A 23021-nucleotide genomic window follows, 5' to 3' on the forward strand; every position below is an offset into this window, starting at 1 on the left:
ACATGCTATCCAGGTCCATCATCGTGGTTGGAGACGTCAACTCCAGCAACGGCCCCGTCATCAGCGGATCAGCAACGGACACCATTGACGGCAAGCCGATCGCCCGCAAGTGCGATCTCGTGGACTGCCCCGCGCGCTACCCAGATGGACGCTTGCATGGCATCAACCCCATCGTTGAAGGTGACGATTCCATGATCGTGAACGGCCAACCGGTGGCTCTGCACGGGCATCGTTGCCGATGCGGCTGCGCACTCATCGGCACCACGACGGGGTATGTCGATGGCTAAACGTCAGCGTTCAAAAAAAGCGCCAGTCTGGCTGGCCGATCAAGGTGCGAAACCTGGCAAGCCGCAGGCCAAGTCCGAGCGGAAAGCGCCCGCGGCTGAGAAGAAACTCACGGATATCAAAGGCGCCATCCATGGCAATGACGCCAAGCCCGTGACGGTCGAGGCGTACAGTGAAGCCGCGCTTCAGAAAATGCTGGATCGCATCAAGCGAACGGAGCATCCGTGGGGCTTGAGAATCGCAGCAGGTCGACTACTCAGGGCCATCGCCGATCTGTCTTCCATCAAGCACCTCAGACGCGGTCAAATCGAGCACCTGCGCGCCCTGCTGGTACTCGAAATCCAGACCTTTGAAAAGCTTTGTCATCGGGCGGGCTTTGATCGTCGTCACATCGTGGGGGCGAGCTATTGCTTGTGTGCTGCGTTGGATGAGGAGGCGCATCACACCCCATGGGGCGGTGGCGGCAAAGACGGCATTGGCGCATGGTCGCAACACTCCCTCACCGCGCAGTTCCATGGCGACCGCGATGGCGGCATCAAGGTGTATCAGCTGCTCGCGCGCCTGGTCGAAGACCCCGATGCCAATCTACCGCTGATTCACTTGATTTACGTCATCATGAGCGTGGGCTTCATGGGGCGCTACCGCGTCGAGGGGAATGGAGAACGCGAACATCAACTGTTGCGTGAAAAGCTCTACGCGATCGTGAAGGCTAGAGTTCGCCCCCTCCCGCGGGAGCTTTCACCGTCATTACACGTCGCCACCGAACGCAACCTCAAGCCGATCTCCTGCGTTCCTGTGTGGTTGACTGCAGTCGTTGGCCTGGTGATTGCCTCTGGAACCTATGCGTACTTCCAATTCAAGCTGCACAAGGCACAGGAGGCAGTCTTGCAAACGGTTGAAGCCATCAATCAGATGGTCTCCGCCCCTCCGCCTTTGCCGGCGCTCGACGCGCCAAAATCCCGAGCGAGCGGCCTATAGCGATTGGGGCGGCATACAAAACAGCCCTTGGGGTGCGACGTAGCGTGGGTAAAATCCCCCCGACCGTTACGTCTTAAGCTGTTCGAACACCCGTCATGACCAAGGCCCGCCGCCCTGCCATCAGCATCGCGCCCAATCAGCACGCGGACGACTCGCCAACGCTGTCAAAAGGCCAGCGAGCATTCAACGCGCTGATCAAGCAGATCGAGAATCGGCGCAAGCGGCTGGCGGACTGGGAGGCGGCTACCGTTCAGTTCCAGCGCCGATATGCCGGCGAGTTCTTGCCGCTGGAGCGCAGCCGCATCGCATTGCAGATCCGCTTTGTGCGCAGCCTGGACCAGGTCTATGAGCACGATGCCTTCACCAAGGCCGAGCGCCGCAAGATATCCGCGCTCATCATCGATCTTGCGCGTGACCTGATTGATGAAGACGCTAGCCTGAAGGCGCTCTACAACAAGTACAGCGGCACGGACTTCGACCGGGAAGCCGCGATGCAAGCCGCGCAGATGAAGGCAAGGCTGGAGGCCGCCCTCGGCGTCGGCCTGGGCGACGACGCGGATGTGCATTCGGAAGAGGTGCTACTGCAACGCGCCCGCGAGCACCTCGCACAACGGGCTGAGAAAAAGGCCGCCGCCGCAACCAAGCGTGAAGCCCGCCGGGCCGCGCGGAAGAAATCTTCGAAGCAACTTGCGGCAGAAGCACAGGAGGCAGACGAACAGGCACAGATCAGCCTGTCCATCCGCGAGGTCTATCGCAAGCTCGCCAGCGCCCTGCACCCGGACCGCGAAACCGATCCACAGGAGCGAGAGCGCAAGACGCGGCTAATGCAGCGCGTCAACGAGGCCTACGACAAGAACAACCTGCTGCAACTACTGGAATTGCAGCTTGAGCTGGAGCACATCGACCAGCACTCGATCAACCGGATCAGCGAAGCGCGGCTGACGCACTACAACCAGATCCTGAAAGACCAGGTGCGGGAGCTTGACCGGCAAATCCATCGCATCGAGACGACGTTCCGACACACGTACGGGTATCAGCAGTTCGAAGCGCTGCCGCCGGACGCCGTCTTGCAAAAACTCGACCTCGACATCGCAGCGCTGCGCCAACAGGTGCGCAACATCGAGCAGGACCTTGCCGCCTTCGACGATTTCCGCGACGTGCGGCGCATGCTGAAATCCCGCACGACGCTCGACTGACGGCCTGCCGAGCCGCGCGTCGATCCAACAGAACGGGCACCTCCAGGTGCCCGTGTTTTTGACTGCGATCGGCCAATCAGAAGCGGTGTTGCAGGCCCGCCGTCACACCGACCTGGTTGTTGCCATAACCCACCACGTCGCGCGACAGGCTCACGTTCTGGCCGTTCTTGGCCTTGGCATAACCGGCAGACAGATACGCCGTCGTGCGTTTGGACAGCGCGTACTGGCCGCGCACGGAGAACAGGATCGGATCGGCATCCGTACCGCCCTTGATGTTCTGCTTGTACACCGCGCCGCACAGCGTGAAGGCCGGCGTCACGTCGTAGCTGGCGCCCGCCCAATACATATCGCTGCGCTGGCTTGCGGCAGCCGTCGTGAACGCGCGCTTGTAGTTGCGATAGCCTGCGAAGAGCTTCAGTGCACCAAAGTCGTAGCTGGCACCGGCGTGAATGCCCTGGATGTAATCGGTCGTGTCTGCCGGCGTGGTGCTCGTGCCTGCGCCGTTCTGGCGATCCCACGTGAGGGCTGCCGAGAAGCCGCCCACGCTGTAGCCGACGCCCAGGTCGTACTTGGAGCCGCTCTTGAAGTTGCCGGCGGCCTCGCCAAAGCCCACGGTGGCTGCTCGCGCTCGATGCGTGGCTGGCGTATTCGCGCGCCATGACTGCGGCCAGCGCCGCGTTTGACCGCACACTGGAAGCGTTGCTCAAGGCCATGCGTGAAGGCGTGCGCCTGCGCAACAAGCAATTCGCCATCGACCTGCCCTACCTCGCGTTGGAAATACTGGAGTCGGAAACGGGCGGCAGCATCTTTTACCGGATTGTCGATACCGGCGGCGGCACACTCACTGGCTACGACGATCTACCCATGCCGAGCGGTCGGCACCCCGCGGCATATCGCACCGTCTTCTACGAGTCGCTCTTTCGCGGCAGGCAGGTGCGGCGCGCAGCTGCTGCCGGTGCGCGATGCGCTGTCGGCCGAAACGCATGTCATCTGGCTGCTGGTAGGAGAAACGCTGGAGCCGCGCGAGGCGCTGGCCCATGAAATCCTGGCGGGCTCATTGCAGCAGGAAGTGCTGCTCGTGGTACTGGCCGTCTGCATCGTCTGGTGGGGCGTGCGGCGCGGCCTTCGACCGCTGCGGCAGTTGAGCGAAACCGTGGCCGGTCGCGGCACCGATGAGCTTGCCCCGCTGCCGCAGCAGGGCCTGCCTGCAGAAGTGGCCCCACTGGTCGAGGCTATCAATCAGTATGTGGCCCGCCTGCTGCGCTTGGTGCATGCCCGCAAACGCTTCTTTGCCGATGCCGCACATCAATTGAAGACGCCGCTGGCCGTGATTCAGGCGCAGTCCGAACTCGCCCTGCGCGAGCCCGATGGCGAACGCATCCGACGCCACCTTGAACCGCTGCACGGTACCGTACGCCAGGCCGCGCGCGGCGTGCAGCAACTGCTGTCGCTCTCGCGCCTGGAGACCGACAGCGGCTACGCGCCGCAGCTCCAGCCGCTGCGCCTGGACACACTGGCTGGCGATGTGGCGCTGGAACTGGCGCCCGTTGCGCGCAAATCCAGCGTCGACCTCGGCTTTGAAGGCGAGCCGGTGACGGTGGCCGGCGAGCCCCAATGGCTGCAGGAACTGGTCGGCAACCTGCTCGACAACGCCATCCTGTATGCCGGCAAGGGGGCCCGCGTCACGCTACGGGTCAGGCGGCAAGCAATGCCGATGCTGGGCGAGCAGGCCGTGCTGCAAGTGGAAGACGACGGCCCGGGCATTGCCGTGCCCGAGCGCGACGCGGTCTTCGGCCGTTTCTATCGTGGCGCGGCATCGGAAGGCCACGACGGCAGCGGCCTCGGCCTGGCGATCGTCCGAGAGATTGCCCGCCTGCATGGCGGCACGGTGGCGCTGTCGGACACACCGGGCGGAGGGTTGACCGTGAGTGTCTATCTCGCGCTTGCGCTGCCTGAAGAGCATCCGGCCTGAACAGCGGTTGCTGCGCGACAACATGGAGTTCGTGGCGTCCGCACGGTTGGCCCACGGCGTGCACCGTTTGCGTGACGATGCGGCGCACCATTTTCACGCAGCCCGAGCCGGCCTCTGTTCCGGCCGAATTGGTTCCATCCGTGCTCTGTTATGCCCGCCGCACGTGGGCTGGCAGACGACCTAAACTCAGACGCATCGGCACCACCATACGATCGACCGCCGAGCTTGCTCGGGCAAGGCATTCGGGGTTTTCCCTATTGTGGTGCCGAGGGCCCGCACGCCCATGGGATGTGCCCGCGCGGCGGCGGTAAATGGCTCCATCAAATAACCGGGATTGGGTCCACTTGGCAGAACAATGAGCCGCTATAGTCCATCAACAATTCGTCACAACACGGCATGTTGGCCGATCCGAACAGATCGGGGAACGGCACGACAGGCAGCATGAGCGTCAGCCAGCGAATGTGCCGCCTGCAGCCGACAGCGCTCAGCCCGATGACCGGCATGGTATGGAGGAAGCAGCAATGAAGACCGACGACGTGATCGTCAGCTTTCGCGGTGTACGCAAGACGTATGACGGCGAAACCCTCGTGGTTAAGCATCTGGACCTGGACATCTACCAGGGCGAGTTCCTCACCCTGCTCGGCCCCTCGGGCTCGGGCAAGACCACGTGCCTGATGATGCTGGCCGGGTTCGAATTCCCGACCGGCGGCGAGATCCGGCTCGAAGGCGCGCTGCTCAACAACGTGCCGCCGCACAAGCGCAACATCGGCATGGTGTTCCAGAACTACGCGCTGTTTCCGCACATGACGGTGGCGCAGAACGTCGAGTACCCGCTGACCGTACGCAAGCTGCCCGCCGCCGAACGTGCCGAGCGCGTGCACAAGGCCCTGCAGATGGTTCGCATGGAAGGCTTTGCCAAGCGCTACCCCGCCCAGCTCTCCGGCGGTCAGCAGCAGCGCATTGCACTGGCACGCGCGCTGGTGTTCGAGCCCAAGCTCGTGCTGATGGACGAGCCGCTCGGCGCGCTCGACAAGCAACTGCGTGAACACATGCAGTACGAGTTGAAATCGCTGCACGAAAAGCTCGGCGTGACCTTCGTCTACGTGACGCATGACCAGGGCGAGGCGCTCACCATGTCCGACCGCGTGGCCGTGTTCGACAAGGGCATCGTGCAGCAGCTCGACACGGTGGACAGCCTCTACGAACGCCCCTGCAACGAGTTTGTCGCCAACTTCATCGGCGACAGCAACACGCTGCGCGGCACCGTCACCCGCGTCGACGGCGATTACTGCGAACTGCAGCTCAACGACGGCGCCCGCGTGGTTGGCCGCAACGTCGCAGGTGCCAATGTCGGAGCCACGGCTACCGGCTGTATCCGCCCCGAGCGCATGCGCCTGGCCGAAGGCGCCTCCGCCGCCGGCAATGCGCTGGTGGGCCAGACGCGCGGCCTCGTCTACTTTGGCGACCACGTGCGCATGCGCTGCGCCCTGCCCGATCAGCCTGAATGTTTTGTGAAGGTGCCGCTGGGCACGCGCGCGCTCGAAGGCTTCGCGCCCGGCGCACCGATCCAGCTTGAGTTCGCACCCGAACATCTGCGCGTTTTTGCATGACGCACGCGGGCAGCCCTGCCCGCATGCCTCGACCACACGTTGTACCCACACGCCAATAAGAGGAGCCAGGAATGAAACACATCACAAAGACGCGTCTGTCCGTGCTTGCCGGCGCATTCGCCATCGCATTCGGCGCGCACGCTGCGGAAATCACCGTTGTGAACTTCGGCGGCGCCAATGGTGACGCACAGAAGGCCGCCTTCAACAAGCCGTTCGAGGCGCAGACCGGTAACAAGGTCACCGTGGTCGAGTACAACGGCGAGCAGGCCAAGATCAAGGCCATGGTGGAAGCCAAGCACGTCAACTGGGACGTCGTGGAAGTGGAATCGGGCGACATCGGCCGCGGTTGTGACGAAGGCCTGTTCGAGAAGCTGGACTGGAGCAAGATCGCCAAGAAGACCGACCTGATTCCGGAAGCACCGCAGACCTGCGGCGTGGGCTTCTTCGTGTGGTCCACTGCACTGGCCTACAACGCCGACAAGCTCAAGACCGCCCCCAAGGGCTGGGCCGATTTCTGGGACGTGAAGACCTTCCCGGGCAAGCGCGGCATGCGCAAGGGCGCACGCTACAACCTGGAATTCGCGTTGATGGCCGACGGCGTGCCGGTCAAGGACGTCTACAAGGTGCTGGCCACCAAGGACGGCCAGAACCGCGCGTTCAAGAAGCTCGATCAGCTCAAGCCGAACATCCAGTGGTGGGAAGCCGGCGCACAGCCGCCGCAGTTCCTGGTGGCGGGTGACGTGGTGATGTCCACCGCGTTCAACGGCCGCATCGACGCCGCGCAGCGCGAAGGCAAGAACCTGAAGGTGGTCTGGAACGGCAGCATCTACGACCTGGACTACTGGGCCATCCCCAAGGGCTCGCCCAACAAGGCCCTGGCCGAGCAGTACATCGCGTACACGCTGTCGCAGAAACCGCAGCAGGAATACGCCAAGCACATCGCGTACGGCCCGGCCAACGTTGCGGCAATCAAAGCGCTCGACGCCAAGACGCAGGCCAACATGCCGAACTCGCCCGAGAACAGCAAGAACGCGGTGCTGCAGAACCTGCAGTTCTGGACTGACCACGGCGACGAGCTGGAACAGCGCTTCGCTTCGTGGGCGTCGAAGTAGGCGTATAGCGGTGTAACGCAGTGACCGCGCGGACGCCCTGCAGGTTTGGCAAGGCATCCGCCGGACGTATTCCCGTAGCAACGGCGAGGCAGCATTGAACACCATGACGATCGCGGCTGAATCGGTTCCGGAATCGACGGCCAAACTCAAACGCGAACTGAAGAGCGCTGAGGCGCGCAGGCGTGCCATGGCGCTGGCGCTGGTGGCGCCGCTCGCCATCTTCCTGCTGCTGATCTTTGTCGTGCCGATCGGCGCCCTGCTCACGCGCGCCGTGCAAAACCCCGAGGTGGCCGACGCGCTGCCCAAGACAGTCATCGCCCTGAAAGACTGGGACCGCAAGAGCCCGCCGGCCGACGCCGCCTACGCCGCGCTTGCCGCGGACCTCACCACGGTGAGCGAAGGCGAAGCAATGGGTGCGCTGGCCCGCCGCCTCAACACTGAAATCCCGGGCTTCCGCTCGCTGGTCGCCAAGACCGCGCGCGCCATGCCGCTGGCCGACGACCAGGGCAAGGCATTGACGCTGACGCCCGGCCAGGCGCGCGCCAAGCTCCTCGAAGTCGACGAGCGCTGGGGCGATGTCACCTACTGGCGGGCCATCGCCAAGAACAGCAGCCGCACGTCGCCGTTCTACCTGCTGGCCGCGCTGGACCACCGGCAGGATGCCTTCGGCCATATCGAAGCGACCGACCCCGACGAGCAGATCTACGTGACGGTGTTCCTGCGCACCTTCGTCATCAGCGCGATGGTGACGTTGTTCGCATTGCTGCTGGGCTATCCGCTGTCGTACTGGATTGCCTCGCTGCCAGAGCGCCGCGCCAACCTCGTCATGGTGATGGTGCTGATCCCGTTCTGGACGTCCATCCTCGTGCGCGTGGCGGCGTGGATCGTGCTGCTGCAGACCGAAGGCCTGATCAACCACGGGCTGATCGACCTCGGCATCATCAAGGAGCCGCTGGCGCTGCTGTTCAACCGCGTGGGCGTGTACATCTCGATGACGCACATCCTGCTGCCGTTCATGATCCTGCCGCTGTACAGCGTGATGAAGTCGATCCCGGCCACGTACCAGCGCGCGGCCGTGTCGCTGGGCAGCCATCCGTTTGCCGCGTTCTGGCGCGTGTATGTGCCGCAGACGTATCCGGGCATCGGCGCCGGCGCGCTGCTGGTGTTCATTCTCGCGCTGGGCTACTACATCACCCCCGCGCTGCTGGGCGGGCCGAACGACCAGATGGTCAGCTACTACGTGGCCTACTTCACCAACGTCACGATCAACTGGGGCATGGCGTGCGCGCTGGGTGCGCTGCTGTTGCTGGCGACGCTGGTGCTGTATGCCGTGTATGGACGCTTCACGCGGCCCAAGGTCCGCGTTGGTTGAACGGAGCCCATCGACCATGAAACTCACCAAACCGATGTTTGCCCCGCACACCTCGCTCATTGAACGCATCTGGTACTTCGCGCTGCGCGGCCTGGCCGTGCTGACGCTGCTGTACCTCGTGCTGCCGGTGCTGGTGATCGTGCCGCTGTCGTTCTCATCGAGCACGTTCCTCTCGTACCCGATTCCGAGCTATTCGCTGCGCTGGTATCAGAACCTCGTCACGTCGGACGAATGGCGCATGGCCGCTAAGAACAGCTTCATCGTCGCGCCTGCCGCCACGATCGTGGCAACGGTACTGGGCACGCTGGCCGCCATCGGGCTGAACAAGGCCGACTTCCGCGGCAAGGGCCTGCTGATGGCGGTGCTGGTGTCGCCGATGATCGTGCCGGTGGTGGTTGTGGGCGTCGGCATGTACCTGTTCTTTGCGCCGCTGGGGCTGGCGAACACGTATATCGGGCTGATCCTCGCGCATGCGGCGCTGGGCGTGCCGTTTGTGGTGACGACCGTGCTGGCGACGCTGCAGGGCTTCAATCACAACCTCGTGCGGGCCAGCCTTTCGCTGGGTGCCAACCCGGTCGTGACGTTCTTCCGCATCACCCTGCCCGTCATCGCACCGGGCGTGATTTCGGGTGCGCTGTTTGCGTTTGCCACGTCGTTTGATGAGGTGGTGGTGACGCTCTTCCTGGCGGGTGCCGATCAGGTGACGCTGCCACGCCAGATGTTCACAGGCATTCGCGAGAACATCTCGCCGACGATTGCGGCGCTGGCGACGATCTTGATTGTGTTTTCGACGTGCCTGCTGCTGACGTTTGAGTGGCTGCGGGGGCGGGCTGCGGCTAAGGCGGTGGCGTAAGGGTTGTTGGGTTTGGGTTGTTTCTTGTGGTGCATCTCTTGTTTCATCCCGTGCCGGGGCTGACTCACTTTCTTTGTCTTGCCAAAGAAAGTAAGCAAAGAAAGGCGCGCCCGATGCGGCGACCCCCTCCTTGAATTTCTGTCGCAAGGAGGGAGGGGAGGCAAACTCGCTGCGCTCAGACAGGCCTCCCCTCTTTTTCCTCCTTGCAACAGAAATTCAAGGCGCCGCATAGGGCAGAAAAGTCAAAGGCCACACCGTCGGTGTGCTGGCCTGGGTGGCAGTTATTTTTGCCGTTGTTGCTCGCTTTGCTTCGCGTGGTCTTGGTGGTTCCTGCTGCGCTGGTGATCGACGGTTTGGCCTTTGACTTTCCTGCCCTTGATGGCGCCTTGGATTTTTGTTGCGGGGAGGAAAAAGGAAGGAGCCTTGTCTGAGCGCAGCGAGTTTGGCTCCTTCCCCTCCCCGCGACACAAATCCAAGGGGAAGTCGCCATCTCGGGCGCGCCTTTCTTTGCTTACTTTCTTTGGCAAGACAAAGAAAGTGAGTCGCCCCCGGCAGGGGGTGAAACAGGCGATGAACCGCCGCGTCAAGCATCCAGCCCCCAAGCTCCCAATTCCGAACTCAACACGCGGAGCATTTTGCGCGGCGCGCCGAGCTCAGAACTCGACGCATGGAGATCGGGACTCGGCGAATGGAGCTCAGAGCTCGACGAATGGAGTTCAGAACTCCACAGTTGGCGTTCAGAACCCCATGCGCGGGCAGGCGCGCCGCTTACAGGAACATCCCGCCCGACGCCTCAATACGCTGCGCATTAATCCACCGGTTATCCGGCGACAGCAATGAGGCTACCACGCCGCCAATATCGTCCGGCAGCCCAGCGCGCCCCAGCGCCGTATTGGACGCGACCATCGCGTTGAGGCTCGCGTTGTCGCGCACGGCACCACCGCCAAAGTCAGTCTCGATGGCGCCCGGCGCCACCACATTCACGGCAATGCCGCGCGGCCCCAGCTCCTTCGCCAGATAGCGCGTCAGCACCTCCACCGCGCCCTTCATTGCCGCATACGCGCCATAGCCCGGCAGCGCAAAGCGCGCCAGCCCCGACGAGATATTGACGATGCGCCCGCCGTCAGCCATGAGCGGCAGCAGGATCTGCGTGAGGAAGAACACGCCTTTGAAATGCACATTCATCAGTTCGTCGAACTGGGCTTCAGTGGTTTCGGCCACCGTGGCGTGCACGCCCACGCCGGCGTTGTTGACGAGGTAATCGAAGCGCTCGGCCTTCCACCGAGTCAGCACGCCGCGCACGGCCTCGGCAAAGGCGGGGAACGTGGCGATCTTGCCGGTGTCGAGCTGCAAGGCTGCGGCACGGCGGCCCTGGGCAGTCAGTTCGGCGACGAGGGCATCGGCTTCAGCGCGGTTGGAGCGGTAGGTGAAGATCACGTCGGTGCCGCGCTGGGCCAGCTTCTGCACCATGTTCTTGCCAAGGCCGCGGCTGCCGCCGGTGATGATCGCGATGGGGGTGCGGGTCTGCGTCATGTTTGCTCTCCGGTTGGATCTGAGATGGGTGTCGAACACCGTGAGAGCATGGTATTGGGCGACAATCAAAGAATAAATCTCGCCTATCCTATCGCTGTGTTTGCTCACAGATAACAATCAACCCACCCCGCCATGTCTACCAATCGACTCGAAACCATGCAGATTTTTGTGCGCGTGGCCGAACTTGCCAGCTTCACGCGTGCGGCAGAAGCGCTGAGCATTCCCAAGCCGGCTGCCTCGGTGGCGGTGCAGCAGTTGGAGACGATGCTCGGCACGCGGCTGCTCCACCGGACCACCCGCAAGGTGCAGCTCACGCAGGACGGCCAGGCCTTTTATGAGCGCTGCCAGGACCTGCTGGCCGACATGGACGAACTACAGACGATGTTCCGCCAGAGCCCGCAGGCGCTGCGTGGCCGGTTGCGCGTTGACATGCCCGTCGGAGTCGCACGCCGCATCGTCATCCCCGCCCTGCCCGCGCTGCTCGATGCGCATCCCGAGCTGGAAATCGAACTCTCCAGCACCGACCGCCGCGTGGACCCGGTGCGCGAGGGCTTCGACTGCGTACTGCGCATCGGCACGCTCACCGACAGCAGCCTCATCGCCCGCCCGCTCGGCCAGTTGCATCAGGTCAACTGCGCCAGCCCGGCCTACATCGCGCGCTATGGCATGCCGAAAACGCTCGACGACCTCGACCACCATCGCATCGTCCATTACGTGCAGACGTTGGGCACGAAGTCGCCGGGGTGGGAATACACGGTGGACGGCCGCTCCGCGTTCCGGCCGATGAAAGGCGCGGTGACCGTCAGCTCGGCCGAGAGCTACGACGCAGCGTGCCGCGCGGGGCTGGGAATGATCCAGGCACCGGTGTACGCGGGGCTGTCGTCGGCGATTGCGGACGGTACGCTCGTCGACGTCATGCCCGACTTCCGGCCGCCGCCGATGCCGGTTTCGCTGGTCTATCCGAACCGGCGAAACCTGCCGGTTCGGGTGCAGGTCTTCATGAACTGGATGAGCGAGTTGCTGGAGCCGTATCTGGAACCGCTGGGCACGAATGCGTAGGCGCTCCGCCATGCGGCCGGTGTAGTCTCACGGCTTGCCCCTGCCACCAACCTCGCCGCCGACCCAGCCTATGAACGCTCTCCAACACTGCGCGATGTGCGCGCTGCTCGCTTGCAGCGTCGCCATCGCCTCTCCCGATGAAGATCGACTCGGCAAGGCGCAAGGCTATCCGCTTGCGCCAAGCGCGGCCCGCATCCACGAGGCGCCGTACATCGTGGGGGCCTTCAGCGGCATGGACCGCATCTCGCCGTCTTGCGAACTGGCGCCGGCCGACCAACCGGTGCAGCTCAAGATTGCAGAAAAAGAGGCGGATGTCCGGTATCGCTTCCGCAACCATGACTACACGCTGGCCGACTACATGGAGCATCAGCGCGCGACCGCTGTGCTGATTGTTCAGGACGGCGTCATCCTGGCGGAGCATTACGGCTACGACCGCACGCGAGACATGCGGATGCTCTCCAACTCGATGGCCAAGACGCTCGTTGCACTGGCGATCGGCAAGGCGCTGGAGGATGGAAGCCTGCGCTCGCTGGAGGACCGTGTGGACCAATACGTGCCCGAGCTTGCAGGCACGCTTTACGGTGGAACGCGCATCGTCGATCTGCTGCGCATGGCCTCCGGTGCCAAGTATGTCGAGGACTACACCCCGACCGACGACCGGGCACGCTTCCTCAAGACGGCAGCGGAGCAAGGCGTGCTCGCGGCAGCGGCCCAGGTCAACGAGCGCGCCGACGCGCCGGGCACGCGTTTCAACTACGCGGGCGCGCAAACCGAAGTGTTTGGCGCTCGTGCTGCAAGCGGCGACGCACCGCAGCCTGTGCGACTTCGTTGACAACAAGCTATGGAAGCCGATGGGGGCCGAAGCCAAGGCGACCTACCTCGTGCGTCAATCCGACGGATCGGCGTTTGCACAAGGCGGTTTCAATGCGACGGCGCGGGACTACGCGCGCCTCGGGTCCATGCTGGCCAACGATGGCGTGGTGCAAGGCCGGCAAGTCGTGCCGCGAGACTTCCTGCTCGACATGACTGACGCATCGCGCCAGCCCGACGCGTTTCGCCCGGGGCAGATGACGTATCACGGCAGCCGCTACTACGGTTACGGCTTCCAGGTGTGGCTTTTGCCGGGACAAGCGCGGCGGTTCGTGCTGCTCGGCATCCATGGACAGGCGATCTACGTGGACCCGCAATCCAGGCTCACCATGGTCCATCTTGCGGTGGGCCAGGACGCGTCGGGCGATGCAAGCGGCGCGCACCTGGGCGCTGAGCGTGATGCGTTGTGGCGCGGCGTTGTGGAGAAGTTTGGCCGCTAGACGCTCCGCAGGTGCCGGTGAAAAAAAAACGCGCCGAGATCACGTCGGCGCGCCTTCGTTTTGCTGCTGAGCGGACTGCTTACGCCATCCACTTCCGCGCGTTGCGGAACATCCGCATCCACGGGCTGCTGCCGTCGCCGGCGGCTTCCCATTCCTTCGGATGCCAGCTCATCTGCACGGCGCGGAACACGCGTTCCGGGTGCGGCATCAGCGCAGTGAAGCGGCCGTCGTGCGTCGTCACCGAGGCAATGCCCTGCGGCGAGCCGTTCGGGTTCAGCGGATACGTCTGCGTGACTTCGCCGCGGTTGTCGACGTAGCGCAGGCCAACGGCCACCTTGTCGATGTCGCCTTGCTGCGAGAAGTCGGCATAGCCTTCGCCGTGCGCAACGACGATGGGAATGCGGCTGCCTTCCATGCCCGCGTAGAAGATCGACGGCGATGCTTCGACCTGCACGGTCACCAGACGCCCTTCGTACTGCTCCGACTGGTTGCGCGTGAACTTCGGCCATGCACCGGCGCCCGGGATGATCGGGGCGAGGTTCGCCATCATCTGGCAGCCGTTGCACACGCCCAGCGCGATCGAATCGGTGCGGTTGAAGAAAGCCGCGAACTGCTCGGCGAGCATGCTGTTGAAGAGGATCGTCTTCGCCCAGCCTTCGCCCGCGCCCAGCACGTCGCCGTAGCTGAAACCGCCGCAGGCGACGAAGCCCTTGAAGCTGGCGAGGTTCGTGCGGCCCGCCAGCAGGTCGCTCATGTGCACGTCGTAGGTATCGAAGCCGGCCTTGTCCATCGCGTAAGCCATTTCGATCTGCGAGTTCACGCCCTGCTCGCGCAGGATCGCCATGCGCGGGCGGGCGCCCGTGGCAATGAACGGCGCGGCCACGTCTTCCGCAATGTCGAACGTGAGCTTGGGTGAGATGCCCGGGTCTTCAGCGTCGAGGATGCGGTCGTATTCGCTCTGCGTGCACTCGGGGTTGTCGCGCAGGCTGGCGATGCGCCAGGAGACATCCGTCCAGGTGCGTTGCAGTTCGATACGCGACGCGCTGAACACCTTCTTGGCGTCGCGCCAGACTTCAATGTGGTCGTTGGCGTTGGGCGCGCCGATCACGTGGCTGCAACCGGCCAGGCCGTGCTCGCGCAGCACCGCAAAGACGGCGTCGCGCTGGGCCAGCGGCACCTGGATGACGGCGCCGAGTTCTTCGGCAAACAGCGCGCGCAGCGTCAGGTCGGCGCGGCGACCGGAGACTTGCTGCGCCCAGTTCTTGGCGTCGCCGTAGTCGGATTCGTGCGCACCGTCGAGCGTGAGCATGTCGACGTTGATCGACACGCCGCAGTGTCCGGCGAAAGCCATTTCGCAGACGGTCGCCCACAGGCCGCCGTCGGAGCGGTCGTGATACGCCAGCAGCGAACCGCTGGCATTCAGTTGCTGGATGGCTGCGAAGAAGCGTTTGAGGTCTTCGGCGTCGTCCACGTCCGGCACGCTGTTGCCGATCTGCTCTGTGACCTGCGCCAGGATGCTGCCGCCCATACGGTTCTTGCCGCGGCCCAGGTCAATCAGGATCAGCGTGCTGTCTGCCGGCGCGTTCGCCGATTCGACCTGCTTGAGCTGCGGCGTGAGCGTCTTGCGCACATCCGTCACGGGCGCAAACGCCGAGACGATCAGCGAGACCGGCGCGACGACTTCCTTCGCTGCGCCTTCGTCTTCCCACTTGGTGCGCATCGACAGCGAATCCTTGCCCACCGGAATGCTGATACCCAGTGCCGGGCACAGCTCCATGCCGACCGCCTTGACGGTGTCGTACAGCCGGGCGTCTTCACCGTTTACGCCGCACGCGGCCATCCAGTTGGCCGACAGCTTCAGTTGCGTGAGGGAGTCGATCGGGGCGGCGGCGATGTTGGTGATGGACTCGCCGATAGCCATGCGGCCCGAAGCCGGTGCGTTGATGACGGCCAGCGGCGTGCGCTCGCCCATCGTCATCGCTTCACCGGCGTAGCCCTTGTAGTCCAGCGTGGTGACGGCCACGTCGGCCACCGGCACCTGCCAAGGGCCGACCATCTGGTCGCGCGTGTTCAAGCCGCCAACGGTGCGGTCCCCAATGGTGATGAGGAACGACTTGCTGGCCACCGTCGGATGACGCAGCACGTCGCGTGCGACGACTTCCAGGTCCAGACCGGTGACATCGACTTCCGGCAGTTCCTGCGCGACGCGGCGCACGTCACGGTGCATGCGCGGCGGCTTGCCGAGCAGCACGTCCATCGGCATGTTGACCGGGAAATGCTCTGCAACGTCGGCTGCGGTGTCGCTGTCGACCACTTGCAGTTGCTGTTCATCCGTGGCAAAGCCGACCACCGAGAACGGGGCGCGCTCGCGCTCGCACATGGCCTGGAAGCGCGGGAAATCGCCGGGGGCAATCGCGAGCGTGTAACGCTCTTGCGATTCGTTGCACCAGATTTCTGCAGGGCTCAAGCCCGACTCTTCCAGATGCACCTGACGCAGATCGAACCGCGCGCCCTTTCCTGCACCATCGACGAGTTCGGGGAAGGCGTTGGAGATGCCGCCGGCGCCGACGTCGTGGATCGACAGGATCGGGTTGTCTTCGCCCAACGCCCAGCACGCGTTGATGACTTCCTGCGCGCGGCGCTGCATTTCGGGGTTACCGCGCTGGACAGAATCGAAATCCAGGTCCGCAGTGTTGGTGCCGGTCGCCATCGAGCTGGCTGCGCCGCCGCCCATGCCGATGCGCATGCCGGGTCCGCCCAGCTGGATCAGCAGCGTACCGGCCGGCAGGCCGTGCTTGTGCGTATGACCGGCGTCGATATTGCCGATACCGCCCGCGATCATGATCGGTTTGTGATACCCGCGCACGGTCCCGCCCACGTTCTGCTCGTAGACGCGGAAGTAGCCGCCGAGGTTGGGCCGGCCGAATTCGTTGTTGAACGCAGCGCCGCCGATCGGGCCTTCGATCATGATCTGCAGCGGCGAGGCGATGCGGTCCGGCTTGCCGACCGGGCCCGGCGCAGCTTCATTCGGATTGCGGTGCGCGACGGGCTGAGCGGTATCGCGCGCGTTTTCCCACGATTGCAGGGCTTCGGGCAGCAGCAGGTTCGACACGGTAAAGCCCGTCAGGCCCGCCTTGGGCTTGGCGCCGCGGCCGGTTGCGCCTTCGTCTCGGATTTCACCGCCGGCGCCGGTCGACGCACCCGGGAACGGCGAAATGGCCGTGGGGTGGTTGTGCGTCTCCACCTTCATCAGCGTGTGCGTGAGGGCTTCGCGGCGGCCATATTGCGGCACGCCCGTCTCGCCTTCCGTGCCCGCGTGCGGGAACCAGCGCTCGGCCATGCCGCCTTCCATCACGGCGGCGTTGTCCGAATACGCGACGATCGTGCCCTGCGGGGCCAACTGATGCGTGTTGCGGATCATCGCGAAGAGCGACTTGTCCTGCGTCTCGCCGTCGATGGTCCAGTCTGCGTTGAAGATCTTGTGCCGGCAGTGCTCGCTGTTGGCCTGCGCGAACATCATCAGCTCGACGTCGGTCGGGTTGCGTTCGAGCTTGCGGTAGGCGTCGACCAGGTAGTCGATTTCATCGTCGGACAGGGCGAGGCCCATTTCGACGTTGGCGGCTTCCAAAGCACGACGACCAGCCTCCTGGCCACCGGCGATATCGACAAAGCGCAAAGCCTTGGCGGGCAACACGTCGAACAGGCCGTAGCCGGCTTCGCGCGTGTCGATGACCGTTTCTGTCATGCGGTCGTGCAGGTGCTCGGCCACGGCGGCGCGGGTGGCGTCGTCCAGATGCTTTGCAGCACCGGTCAGGCTGCGAATGAGGCCCTTCTTGCACGTGATGGTGAATTCCACGCCGCGCTCGATGCGGTGGATTTGCGGCAGTGCGCAGTGGCGCGCGATTTCCGTCGCTTTGCTGGCCCACGGCGAGATCGTGCCAAAGCGCGGGATGACCACAAAGCGGTCGCCCTCGACATCGGCCGGAGCGGGCGAACCGTACGTCAGCAGCGCTTGCACACGGGCGGATTCATCGGCCGACAGCGGCGTGTCGGCGGCCACGAAATGCAGGTATTGGGCACTGACGCCATCGATGTCCGGATCGATGCGCTTGAGGGTGGAAAGCAGGCGTTGCTGGCGGAAGGCGGACAGCGCGAGAGCGCCGGGAAAGCACGAGAAATGCGCCATGGTGGGCAAGGCAGGCAGTAGCTGGAAGGAGGGACTTCCCGGCGTGCGCGGGAAAACCGCTATTGTACCTTGCCCGGCCCTTGTTACCGGCCCTCAAATCGGCCTGAAATGCGCCTGCCTCGGCCGGAAATCGTCGAAAACGCCCGTTTTACAGCGACGTGGCGGACCGCGCAGCCTGCTCGTAGAGGCCCGTCAGCACGCGCAGCAGGCGCGCCAGCTCGCCAATCTCGGCATTTTCCTCGCCGCTGGGCGAAATATTGCTGGTCAGGCACTGCTCGCGGATCTCGCGGTAGCGAGCGCAGGCCTTTTCGCCAGCTTCGGTGGTGGTGTAGGTGACTTCCTTGCCGTTGCGCGTGCCTTCCACCAGCTCCATCCCCTGCAGTTTCTTGAGGGAATACGTCACGAGATGGGTGTCTTCCACGTTGAGTACGAAGCAGATGTCGGCCAGGCGCTTGGCCCGCCCGCGATGGTTGACGTGGTGCACCACCAGCACATCGAGGAAGGTCAGGTCGCGCACGCCGGCGGCGGCCATGCAGCGCACGCACCAGCGGTTGTAGGCGTTGTAGGCCGTGTTGAGCGCAAACTCGAACTCCGACAGCTCGGGGCTGCGCGCCGACACCAGGTGCGACGAAGATACGATCGGCCCGCCCTTGCCTGCGTCCTCATTGGCTGCGGATTGCGGCAGATCAGCTTTCGGGGTGGTCGGCGATTTGGACATTGCAACAGGCTGGGAAAGGACCGTAAACGCGGGCTATTGTAAGAGAATAGATCGTCATGTCTGCACTGTTGAAAGCGTAGTTGCCATGTCCTCACACCCTAGCTGGCGCGAAATCCTGATCGACGGCGCACTGGCCGCACACCACGGCGCCGACCTGCTCTTCGGCACAGCGGGCATCCGCGCGCTGGAAGCAGCTGCGTACCGAACCCTCGAACCCTTCACCTTGATGGCCAGGGCGGGCGAAGCCGCCGCCGACTGGCTGCGGACGCGCGCGCCACACGGGCATGTCCTGCTCGTTGCCGGCCCAGGCAACAACGGTGGCGATGCGCTCGTTGCGGCGACGGTGCTGCATCTATCCGGGCGCGCCGTCACGGTATGGCTTGCCGCAGACCCAGCCAAGCTGCCTGATGACGCCCGCCGCGCCTGGACGGAGGCTTGTGCCGCGAATGTTCCCATTGAACCTCTGCACACGGCAGCTTCGGTGCCGGCGGCTGCCTCCGTCATCGTCGACGGCCTCTTTGGTATCGGACTCGCCCGGCCGCTGACGGGGTTGCATGCCGCACTGGTCGACACCATCAATGCCAGCGGCTTGCCGGTGTACGCTCTGGACATTCCCTCCGGGCTGAACGGCGATACGGGTCAGCCGCCTGCCGCTGAGTCCCCCGTTATCCAGGCGCGCGCCACCATCACCTTTCTGGCGGTCAAGCCGGGCTTGCTGACGGGGGATGGCCGCGATGCCTCCGGCGACATTGCGCTGGCCGATCTCCAAGCCGCGCAACCGGCTTATGACGGCGTGATTGAAGCGGACGCCTTCGTCAACACGCCGTCACGCTGGCTCCCGCACGTGCCGCGCCGGCGGCATAACGGGCACAAAGGCACCTACGGCAGTGCGGCAATCGTGGGCGGTGCGGCCGGTATGGTCGGAGCGCCGCTGCTGTCGGCGCGCGGCGCGCTCCATCTGGGCGCGGGCAAGGTGCACGTCGTCTCGCTTGCGTCCGATGCTCCGCGTGTCGACCCCGCGCAACCTGAATTGATGCTGCACAGTTGGGGCACCCTTGATCTGGGTGGCATGCAGGCGCTGGCCGTGGGCCCCGGCATGGGCACCGGCAAAGAATCGGAAGCCGCGCTCGAGCATCTGCTGGACCGCATGCTGGCAGCGCACACGCCCGCCGTGTTCGACGCCGATGCACTGAACCTCTTTGCGAAAACGCCGGCGCTGCTCGCACGGCTCACACAGTCGGCCGGAAGCGGTGTGCCGTTGGTGCTGACGCCGCATCCGCTGGAAGCCGCGCGACTGCTGCACACCGATGCGCGCGCCGTCCAGCAGGACCGGCTTGCCGCCGCTCAGGCGCTTGTCAATCGGACGGGCGCGGTGGTCGTTCTCAAAGGCTCGGGCACCATCATCGCGGCGCCGGGCACCACGCCGGCTGTCAATCCAACCGGCAACGGCGGGCTCGCAACCGGGGGGACCGGCGATGTGCTGACCGGCATGATCGGCGCACTGCTTGCGCAAGGCATGGGCGCGCGCGAAGCCGCACTGGCGGCTGTATGGCTGCACGGGCGAGCCGCCGATGACCTCGTCCACGCGGGCGTCGGCCCCATCGGCCTGCACGCAAGCGAGCTATGCGCGCCGGCGCGAGGCGCTCTCAACGCCTTGCTGGCGTCGGACGTTCGCCGATAGAAAGCCGTCATACAGCGCCGTTATACTGCCCACTCGTTTTCCCGCACCAACCTCACGTCACCTCACGCCGTATGCCCACAGCCCTACCCGCCTGGCAGTCCCTGACGCAACACGCAGAATCGATCCGCGCAGCACATATGCGCGACTGGTTTGCCGCGCCCGATGCCGAAGAACGGGTACGCGTGTTCACGCTGGATGCGGCTGGCCTGACGGTCGATTACTCAAAAAACCGCCTCACGCCCGAGACCCTGGCGCTGCTACTGCAACTTGCTGACGAGGCCGGCGTGCTTGCGCTGCGCGATGCCATGCTGCGTGGCGACCGCATCAACAACACCGAGCACCGCTCCGTCTTGCACGTGGCCCTGCGTGGCCGCGCTGAAGACGACTATCGCGCCGATGGCGAGCCCGTCATGCCCGAAGTGCTGGGCGTGCGGGCCCAGATGCACGACTTCGCCAACCGCGTGCATAGCGGCGCGTGGACGGGCCATTCCGGGAAGCGCATCACCGACGTGGTGAACATTGGCATCGGCGGTTCGGACCTCGGCCCGCGCATGGTGTGCCGCGCGCTGGACCACCTTGCCGTGCCACAGGTGCGCGTGCATTTCGTCTCCAACGTCGATGGTACGGACTTGGCCGAAACGCTCGACCATCTCGACCCGGATACCACGCTCGCGATTGTCTGTTCGAAGACGTTCACCACGCTCGAAACCATGGCGAACGCGCACAGCATGCGCCGTTGGTTTGTCGAGCATGGCGTAGCTGAAGCCCAGCTCAGGCACCACTTCGTCGCTGTCTCCACCAACCACGAGGCCGTCGTCCAGTTCGGCATCGACCCGGACAACATGTTCACGTTCTGGGATTGGGTTGGCGGGCGGTTCTCGCTGTGGTCGGCGGTGGGCCTGTCGATCGTGCTGGCAATCGGGCCGCAGCAATTCGAAGCGATGCTCGATGGCGCGCGCGCCATGGATCGCCACTTCGCCACGGCCGCGCCGCGTGAAAACTTGCCGCTCATTCTCGGGATGCTGTCGGTCTGGTATCGCGGCTTCTTCGACGCGGCGAGTGCCTGTACCGTGCCCTACTGCGCGCCGCTGGAGTTGCTAACCGACTTCATGCAACAGTTGGAGATGGAGAGCAACGGCAAATCCGTCCAACGCAACGGCGCGGCCATCGATACCGACACCGGCCCCATCGTCTGGGGCACGGCCGGCACCAACGGGCAGCATGCGTATTTCCAGTTGATCCACCAGGGCTCGCAGATCGTGCCCGTGGATTTCATCACCACACTCGAGCCGGTGCGCACCCTGCCCGGCCACCACGCCAAACTGCTCGCGAACTGCTTTGCGCAGGGCGAGGCGCTGCTGCTGGGGCGCACCGCCGAGGAGGTCCGCGCGGGCGGCGTCACCGACGAAGCGCTGGTGCCGCACATGGTGTTCGAAGGCAATCGCCCGAGCACGACCATCCTGATGGAAAGGCTGGACGCTGCGTCACTGGGCGCACTCATCGCCTGCGCCGAGCACCGCACCTTCGTGCAGGGTGCGGTGTGGAACATCAACTCGTTCGATCAGTGGGGCGTGGAGCTTGGCAAGAAACTCGCCAAGCCGATCCAGGCGGAACTGGAAGGGGCTCCGGCCTCCGTGGCGCATGATGCGTCGACGGCGGCGTTGATTCGCCGCGCCAAGGCCGCCCTCTGACGCAAACGTTCAGAGTTCGGTGACGATCTCGTCGCCGACGAGATGCCCAGCTTCAATGGTGAGAATACGGCTGCATCGCGCAGCCACGGAGCGGTCGTGCGTCACCAGCACCAGCGTGGAGCCGGCACTGCGGTTGAGTTCAAACATCAGCGCGATCACGGCTTCGCCCGTGGCGGTGTCGAGACTGCCGGTCGGCTCGTCGGCAAAGAGAATGTCGGGCTCGGTCACGAACGCGCGCGCCAGGGCCACGCGCTGCTGCTCGCCGCCGGACAGCGTCTTCGGGTAGTGCGACAGCCGTGCTCCAAGGCCGACACGCTCCAGCAGGACCGTGGCGCGCCGGCGCATATCGGCGGTGCTCACGTCGCCCTGCAACTCCAATGGCAGCATCACGTTCTCAAGGGCCGTCAGATGAGGCAGCAACTGGAACGATTGAAAGACAAAGCCGACGTGGCTGCCACGCACGGCTGCGCGGCCATCCTCGTCCAGCTTGAACAGGTCGTTGCCCAGCAGCTTGACGGAGCCCGATGTCGGCAGGTCCAGGCCCGCAAGCAACCCAAGCAGCGTCGATTTTCCCGAGCCCGACGCGCCGACAATCGCCAATGTCTCGCCCCTTTCCACACGGAAGGCAACATCGCTCAGAATAGGCAACTCACCGGTGGCATCGCGCACGGTCTTGTGCAGCAAATCGACTTCAATCACCCAGGTAGCGGAAGACGACATGATTGGACTGGTAGGTAGTAGAAGGCGCAGTGTGAAGTTACTCGCCGCGGCGCTTGGCTGCGCAGTGTTCGGCATGCTGCCACTCGCACAGACGGCTGCAGCACAAGGCGCGCCTGCATCGCATCGCGTGGTGGTGCTCGGTGACAGCCTGTCGGCGGGATACGGCCTGGCGCAAGGCACAGGCTGGGTCGCGTTACTCGACAGGCGACTCAAAGAACGGAAGCCCGATTATAGCGTCGCCAATGCAAGCATCAGCGGCGACACCACGGCCGGCGGCCGCTCGCGCTTGCCCGCCGTGCTGGCCCGCGAAAAGCCCTCTGTCGTGATTCTCGAACTGGGCGGTAACGACGCGCTGCGCGGCCTGTCGCTCGCCTCCAGCGAGGGCAACATGAAGGCGATGATCGAAGCATCGCAAGCGGCTGGCGCGAAGGTGCTGCTGGTGGGCATGCGCATCCCGCCCAACTACGGCCCGGATTACAGCGAGCGCTTCTTCGCCATGTTCGGCAAGCTGGCGCAGCAGTACAAGCTGCCACTGGTGCCATTCCTGCTCGAAGGGGTTGCGCAGCGGCCCGACTGGTTCCAGGAAGATCGCATCCACCCCATTGCCGCAGCGCAGCCGACGATGCTCGATAACGTGTGGCCCAAACTGGAACCTCTCCTTAAAGCCCGGGTCGGAAGATAACCCTTCTGCCGCACCGATGGCGTCATCCGGCGCATCGGATTTCCGGCTCCGGCACGGCGGCCA

17 protein-coding genes and 2 pseudogenes are annotated in these 23021 nt (G+C 64.5%); 14 read left to right on the forward strand and 5 right to left on the reverse strand.

Annotation, left to right across the window (positions count from 1 at the left end; all coding sequences use genetic code 11):
• Positions 1-2: 2 nt before the first annotated feature.
• The 3 genes from RP6297_RS07115 to RP6297_RS07125 all read left to right on the forward strand — a co-directional run bounded on the left by RP6297_RS07115 (position 3) and on the right by RP6297_RS07125 (position 2459).
• On the forward strand, positions 3-287 hold the full coding sequence (locus tag RP6297_RS07115) for a PAAR domain-containing protein (RefSeq protein WP_009238082.1): 285 nt from the start codon (positions 3-5) through the stop codon (positions 285-287).
• Positions 280-1263 carry a type IVB secretion system protein IcmH/DotU gene (gene icmH, locus RP6297_RS07120; RefSeq protein WP_009238081.1) on the forward strand — a complete coding sequence of 328 codons (984 nt, stop codon included), beginning with the start codon at positions 280-282 and terminating at the stop codon, positions 1261-1263. The genes RP6297_RS07115 and icmH overlap by 8 nt, the downstream gene beginning before the upstream one ends.
• Before the next feature lie 95 nt (positions 1264-1358).
• A complete protein-coding gene (locus RP6297_RS07125; RefSeq protein ID WP_009238080.1) occupies positions 1359-2459 on the forward strand; it encodes a J domain-containing protein in 1101 nt (366 codons plus the stop codon).
• A 76-nt stretch (positions 2460-2535) separates the two neighbouring features.
• Here RP6297_RS07125 and RP6297_RS07130 read toward each other — a convergent pair.
• Positions 2536-3078 (reverse strand): annotated as a pseudogene (locus RP6297_RS07130) (porin); the annotation flags it as partial.
• Between the two features lie 38 nt (positions 3079-3116).
• Here RP6297_RS07130 and RP6297_RS07135 point away from each other — a divergent pair.
• The 5 genes and pseudogenes from RP6297_RS07135 to RP6297_RS07155 all read left to right on the forward strand — a co-directional run bounded on the left by RP6297_RS07135 (position 3117) and on the right by RP6297_RS07155 (position 9378).
• Positions 3117-4431 (forward strand): annotated as a pseudogene (locus RP6297_RS07135) (sensor histidine kinase).
• A 521-nt stretch (positions 4432-4952) separates the two neighbouring features.
• Positions 4953-6041, forward strand: a complete 1089-nt coding sequence (locus RP6297_RS07140) for an ABC transporter ATP-binding protein (protein WP_009238077.1) — start codon at positions 4953-4955, stop codon at positions 6039-6041.
• A 71-nt stretch (positions 6042-6112) separates the two neighbouring features.
• Entirely contained in the window at positions 6113-7153 is a 1041-nt protein-coding gene (locus RP6297_RS07145) for an ABC transporter substrate-binding protein (RefSeq protein WP_009238076.1), read from the forward strand.
• A gap of 103 nt (positions 7154-7256) precedes the next feature.
• Entirely contained in the window at positions 7257-8525 is a 1269-nt protein-coding gene (locus tag RP6297_RS07150; RefSeq protein ID WP_009238075.1) for an ABC transporter permease, read from the forward strand.
• A 16-nt stretch (positions 8526-8541) separates the two neighbouring features.
• Positions 8542-9378, forward strand: a complete 837-nt coding sequence (locus RP6297_RS07155) for an ABC transporter permease (RefSeq protein WP_009238074.1) — start codon at positions 8542-8544, stop codon at positions 9376-9378.
• A gap of 768 nt (positions 9379-10146) precedes the next feature.
• Here the strand turns inward: RP6297_RS07155 and RP6297_RS07160 are convergent.
• Complete coding sequence (locus RP6297_RS07160; protein ID WP_009238073.1) at positions 10147-10911, reverse strand: SDR family NAD(P)-dependent oxidoreductase; 765 nt, start codon at positions 10909-10911, stop codon at positions 10147-10149.
• Between the two features lie 132 nt (positions 10912-11043).
• On the opposite strand from RP6297_RS07160, the gene RP6297_RS07165 reads away from it, so the two are divergent.
• From RP6297_RS07165 to RP6297_RS22680, 3 genes are all read left to right on the forward strand, one after another.
• Positions 11044-11970 carry a LysR family transcriptional regulator gene (locus RP6297_RS07165; RefSeq protein WP_009238072.1) on the forward strand — a complete coding sequence of 309 codons (927 nt, stop codon included), beginning with the start codon at positions 11044-11046 and terminating at the stop codon, positions 11968-11970.
• A 70-nt stretch (positions 11971-12040) separates the two neighbouring features.
• Positions 12041-12802, forward strand: a complete 762-nt coding sequence (locus RP6297_RS22675; protein WP_232295832.1) for a serine hydrolase — start codon at positions 12041-12043, stop codon at positions 12800-12802.
• The gene (locus tag RP6297_RS22680) at positions 12759-13280 is read left to right on the forward strand and encodes a beta-lactamase family protein (RefSeq protein WP_232295845.1); all 522 of its coding nucleotides are present in this window, start codon (positions 12759-12761) and stop codon (positions 13278-13280) included. Before RP6297_RS22675 ends, RP6297_RS22680 begins: the two co-directional genes overlap by 44 nt.
• A 79-nt stretch (positions 13281-13359) precedes the next feature.
• On the opposite strand, the gene purL is transcribed toward RP6297_RS22680, so the two are convergent.
• Entirely contained in the window at positions 13360-17466 is a 4107-nt protein-coding gene (purL, locus tag RP6297_RS07175; protein WP_009238069.1) for a phosphoribosylformylglycinamidine synthase, read from the reverse strand.
• A 148-nt stretch (positions 17467-17614) separates the two neighbouring features.
• Complete coding sequence (locus tag RP6297_RS07180) at positions 17615-18184, reverse strand: winged helix DNA-binding protein (protein WP_009238068.1); 570 nt, start codon at positions 18182-18184, stop codon at positions 17615-17617.
• A gap of 85 nt (positions 18185-18269) precedes the next feature.
• Between RP6297_RS07180 and RP6297_RS07185 the strand changes: the two genes are divergently transcribed.
• Both RP6297_RS07185 and pgi read left to right on the forward strand, forming a co-directional pair.
• Positions 18270-19865: an NAD(P)H-hydrate dehydratase gene (locus RP6297_RS07185; RefSeq protein WP_009238067.1), complete on the forward strand. Its 1596-nt coding sequence runs from the start codon at positions 18270-18272 to the stop codon at positions 19863-19865.
• Positions 19866-19936: 71 nt separating this feature from the next.
• Positions 19937-21556 carry a glucose-6-phosphate isomerase gene (gene pgi, locus RP6297_RS07190; protein WP_009238066.1) on the forward strand — a complete coding sequence of 540 codons (1620 nt, stop codon included), beginning with the start codon at positions 19937-19939 and terminating at the stop codon, positions 21554-21556.
• 9 nt (positions 21557-21565) lie between these two features.
• Here the strand turns inward: pgi and RP6297_RS07195 are convergent, their stop codons facing one another.
• Positions 21566-22276, reverse strand: coding sequence for an ABC transporter ATP-binding protein (locus tag RP6297_RS07195; protein ID WP_009238065.1), 711 nt, complete (start codon positions 22274-22276; stop codon positions 21566-21568).
• 73 nt (positions 22277-22349) lie between these two features.
• Between RP6297_RS07195 and RP6297_RS07200 the strand changes: the two genes are divergently transcribed.
• The gene (locus RP6297_RS07200; protein ID WP_009238064.1) at positions 22350-22958 is read left to right on the forward strand and encodes an arylesterase; all 609 of its coding nucleotides are present in this window, start codon (positions 22350-22352) and stop codon (positions 22956-22958) included.
• The last annotated feature ends 63 nt before the right edge of the window (positions 22959-23021 follow it).

Source organism: Ralstonia pickettii, assembly GCF_016466415.2.
GTDB lineage: Bacteria > Pseudomonadota > Gammaproteobacteria > Burkholderiales > Burkholderiaceae > Ralstonia > Ralstonia pickettii.

Bases quoted from the DNA above. Each gene is read 5' to 3' on its own strand.
- RP6297_RS07115 (WP_009238082.1), top strand. From the start codon at position 3: ATGCTATCCAGGTCCATCATCGTGGTTGGAGACGTCAACTCCAGCAAC.
- icmH (WP_009238081.1), top strand. From the start codon at position 280: ATGGCTAAACGTCAGCGTTCAAAAAAAGCGCCAGTCTGGCTGGCCGAT.
- RP6297_RS07125 (WP_009238080.1), top strand. From the start codon at position 1,359: ATGACCAAGGCCCGCCGCCCTGCCATCAGCATCGCGCCCAATCAGCAC.
- RP6297_RS07140 (WP_009238077.1), top strand. From the start codon at position 4,953: ATGAAGACCGACGACGTGATCGTCAGCTTTCGCGGTGTACGCAAGACG.
- RP6297_RS07145 (WP_009238076.1), top strand. From the start codon at position 6,113: ATGAAACACATCACAAAGACGCGTCTGTCCGTGCTTGCCGGCGCATTC.
- RP6297_RS07150 (WP_009238075.1), top strand. From the start codon at position 7,257: ATGACGATCGCGGCTGAATCGGTTCCGGAATCGACGGCCAAACTCAAA.
- RP6297_RS07155 (WP_009238074.1), top strand. From the start codon at position 8,542: ATGAAACTCACCAAACCGATGTTTGCCCCGCACACCTCGCTCATTGAA.
- RP6297_RS07160 (WP_009238073.1), bottom strand. From the start codon at position 10,911: ATGACGCAGACCCGCACCCCCATCGCGATCATCACCGGCGGCAGCCGC.
- RP6297_RS07165 (WP_009238072.1), top strand. From the start codon at position 11,044: ATGTCTACCAATCGACTCGAAACCATGCAGATTTTTGTGCGCGTGGCC.
- RP6297_RS22675 (WP_232295832.1), top strand. From the start codon at position 12,041: ATGAACGCTCTCCAACACTGCGCGATGTGCGCGCTGCTCGCTTGCAGC.
- purL (WP_009238069.1), bottom strand. From the start codon at position 17,466: ATGGCGCATTTCTCGTGCTTTCCCGGCGCTCTCGCGCTGTCCGCCTTC.
- RP6297_RS07180 (WP_009238068.1), bottom strand. From the start codon at position 18,184: ATGTCCAAATCGCCGACCACCCCGAAAGCTGATCTGCCGCAATCCGCA.
- RP6297_RS07185 (WP_009238067.1), top strand. From the start codon at position 18,270: ATGTCCTCACACCCTAGCTGGCGCGAAATCCTGATCGACGGCGCACTG.
- pgi (WP_009238066.1), top strand. From the start codon at position 19,937: ATGCCCACAGCCCTACCCGCCTGGCAGTCCCTGACGCAACACGCAGAA.
- RP6297_RS07195 (WP_009238065.1), bottom strand. From the start codon at position 22,276: ATGTCGTCTTCCGCTACCTGGGTGATTGAAGTCGATTTGCTGCACAAG.
- RP6297_RS07200 (WP_009238064.1), top strand. From the start codon at position 22,350: ATGCTGCCACTCGCACAGACGGCTGCAGCACAAGGCGCGCCTGCATCG.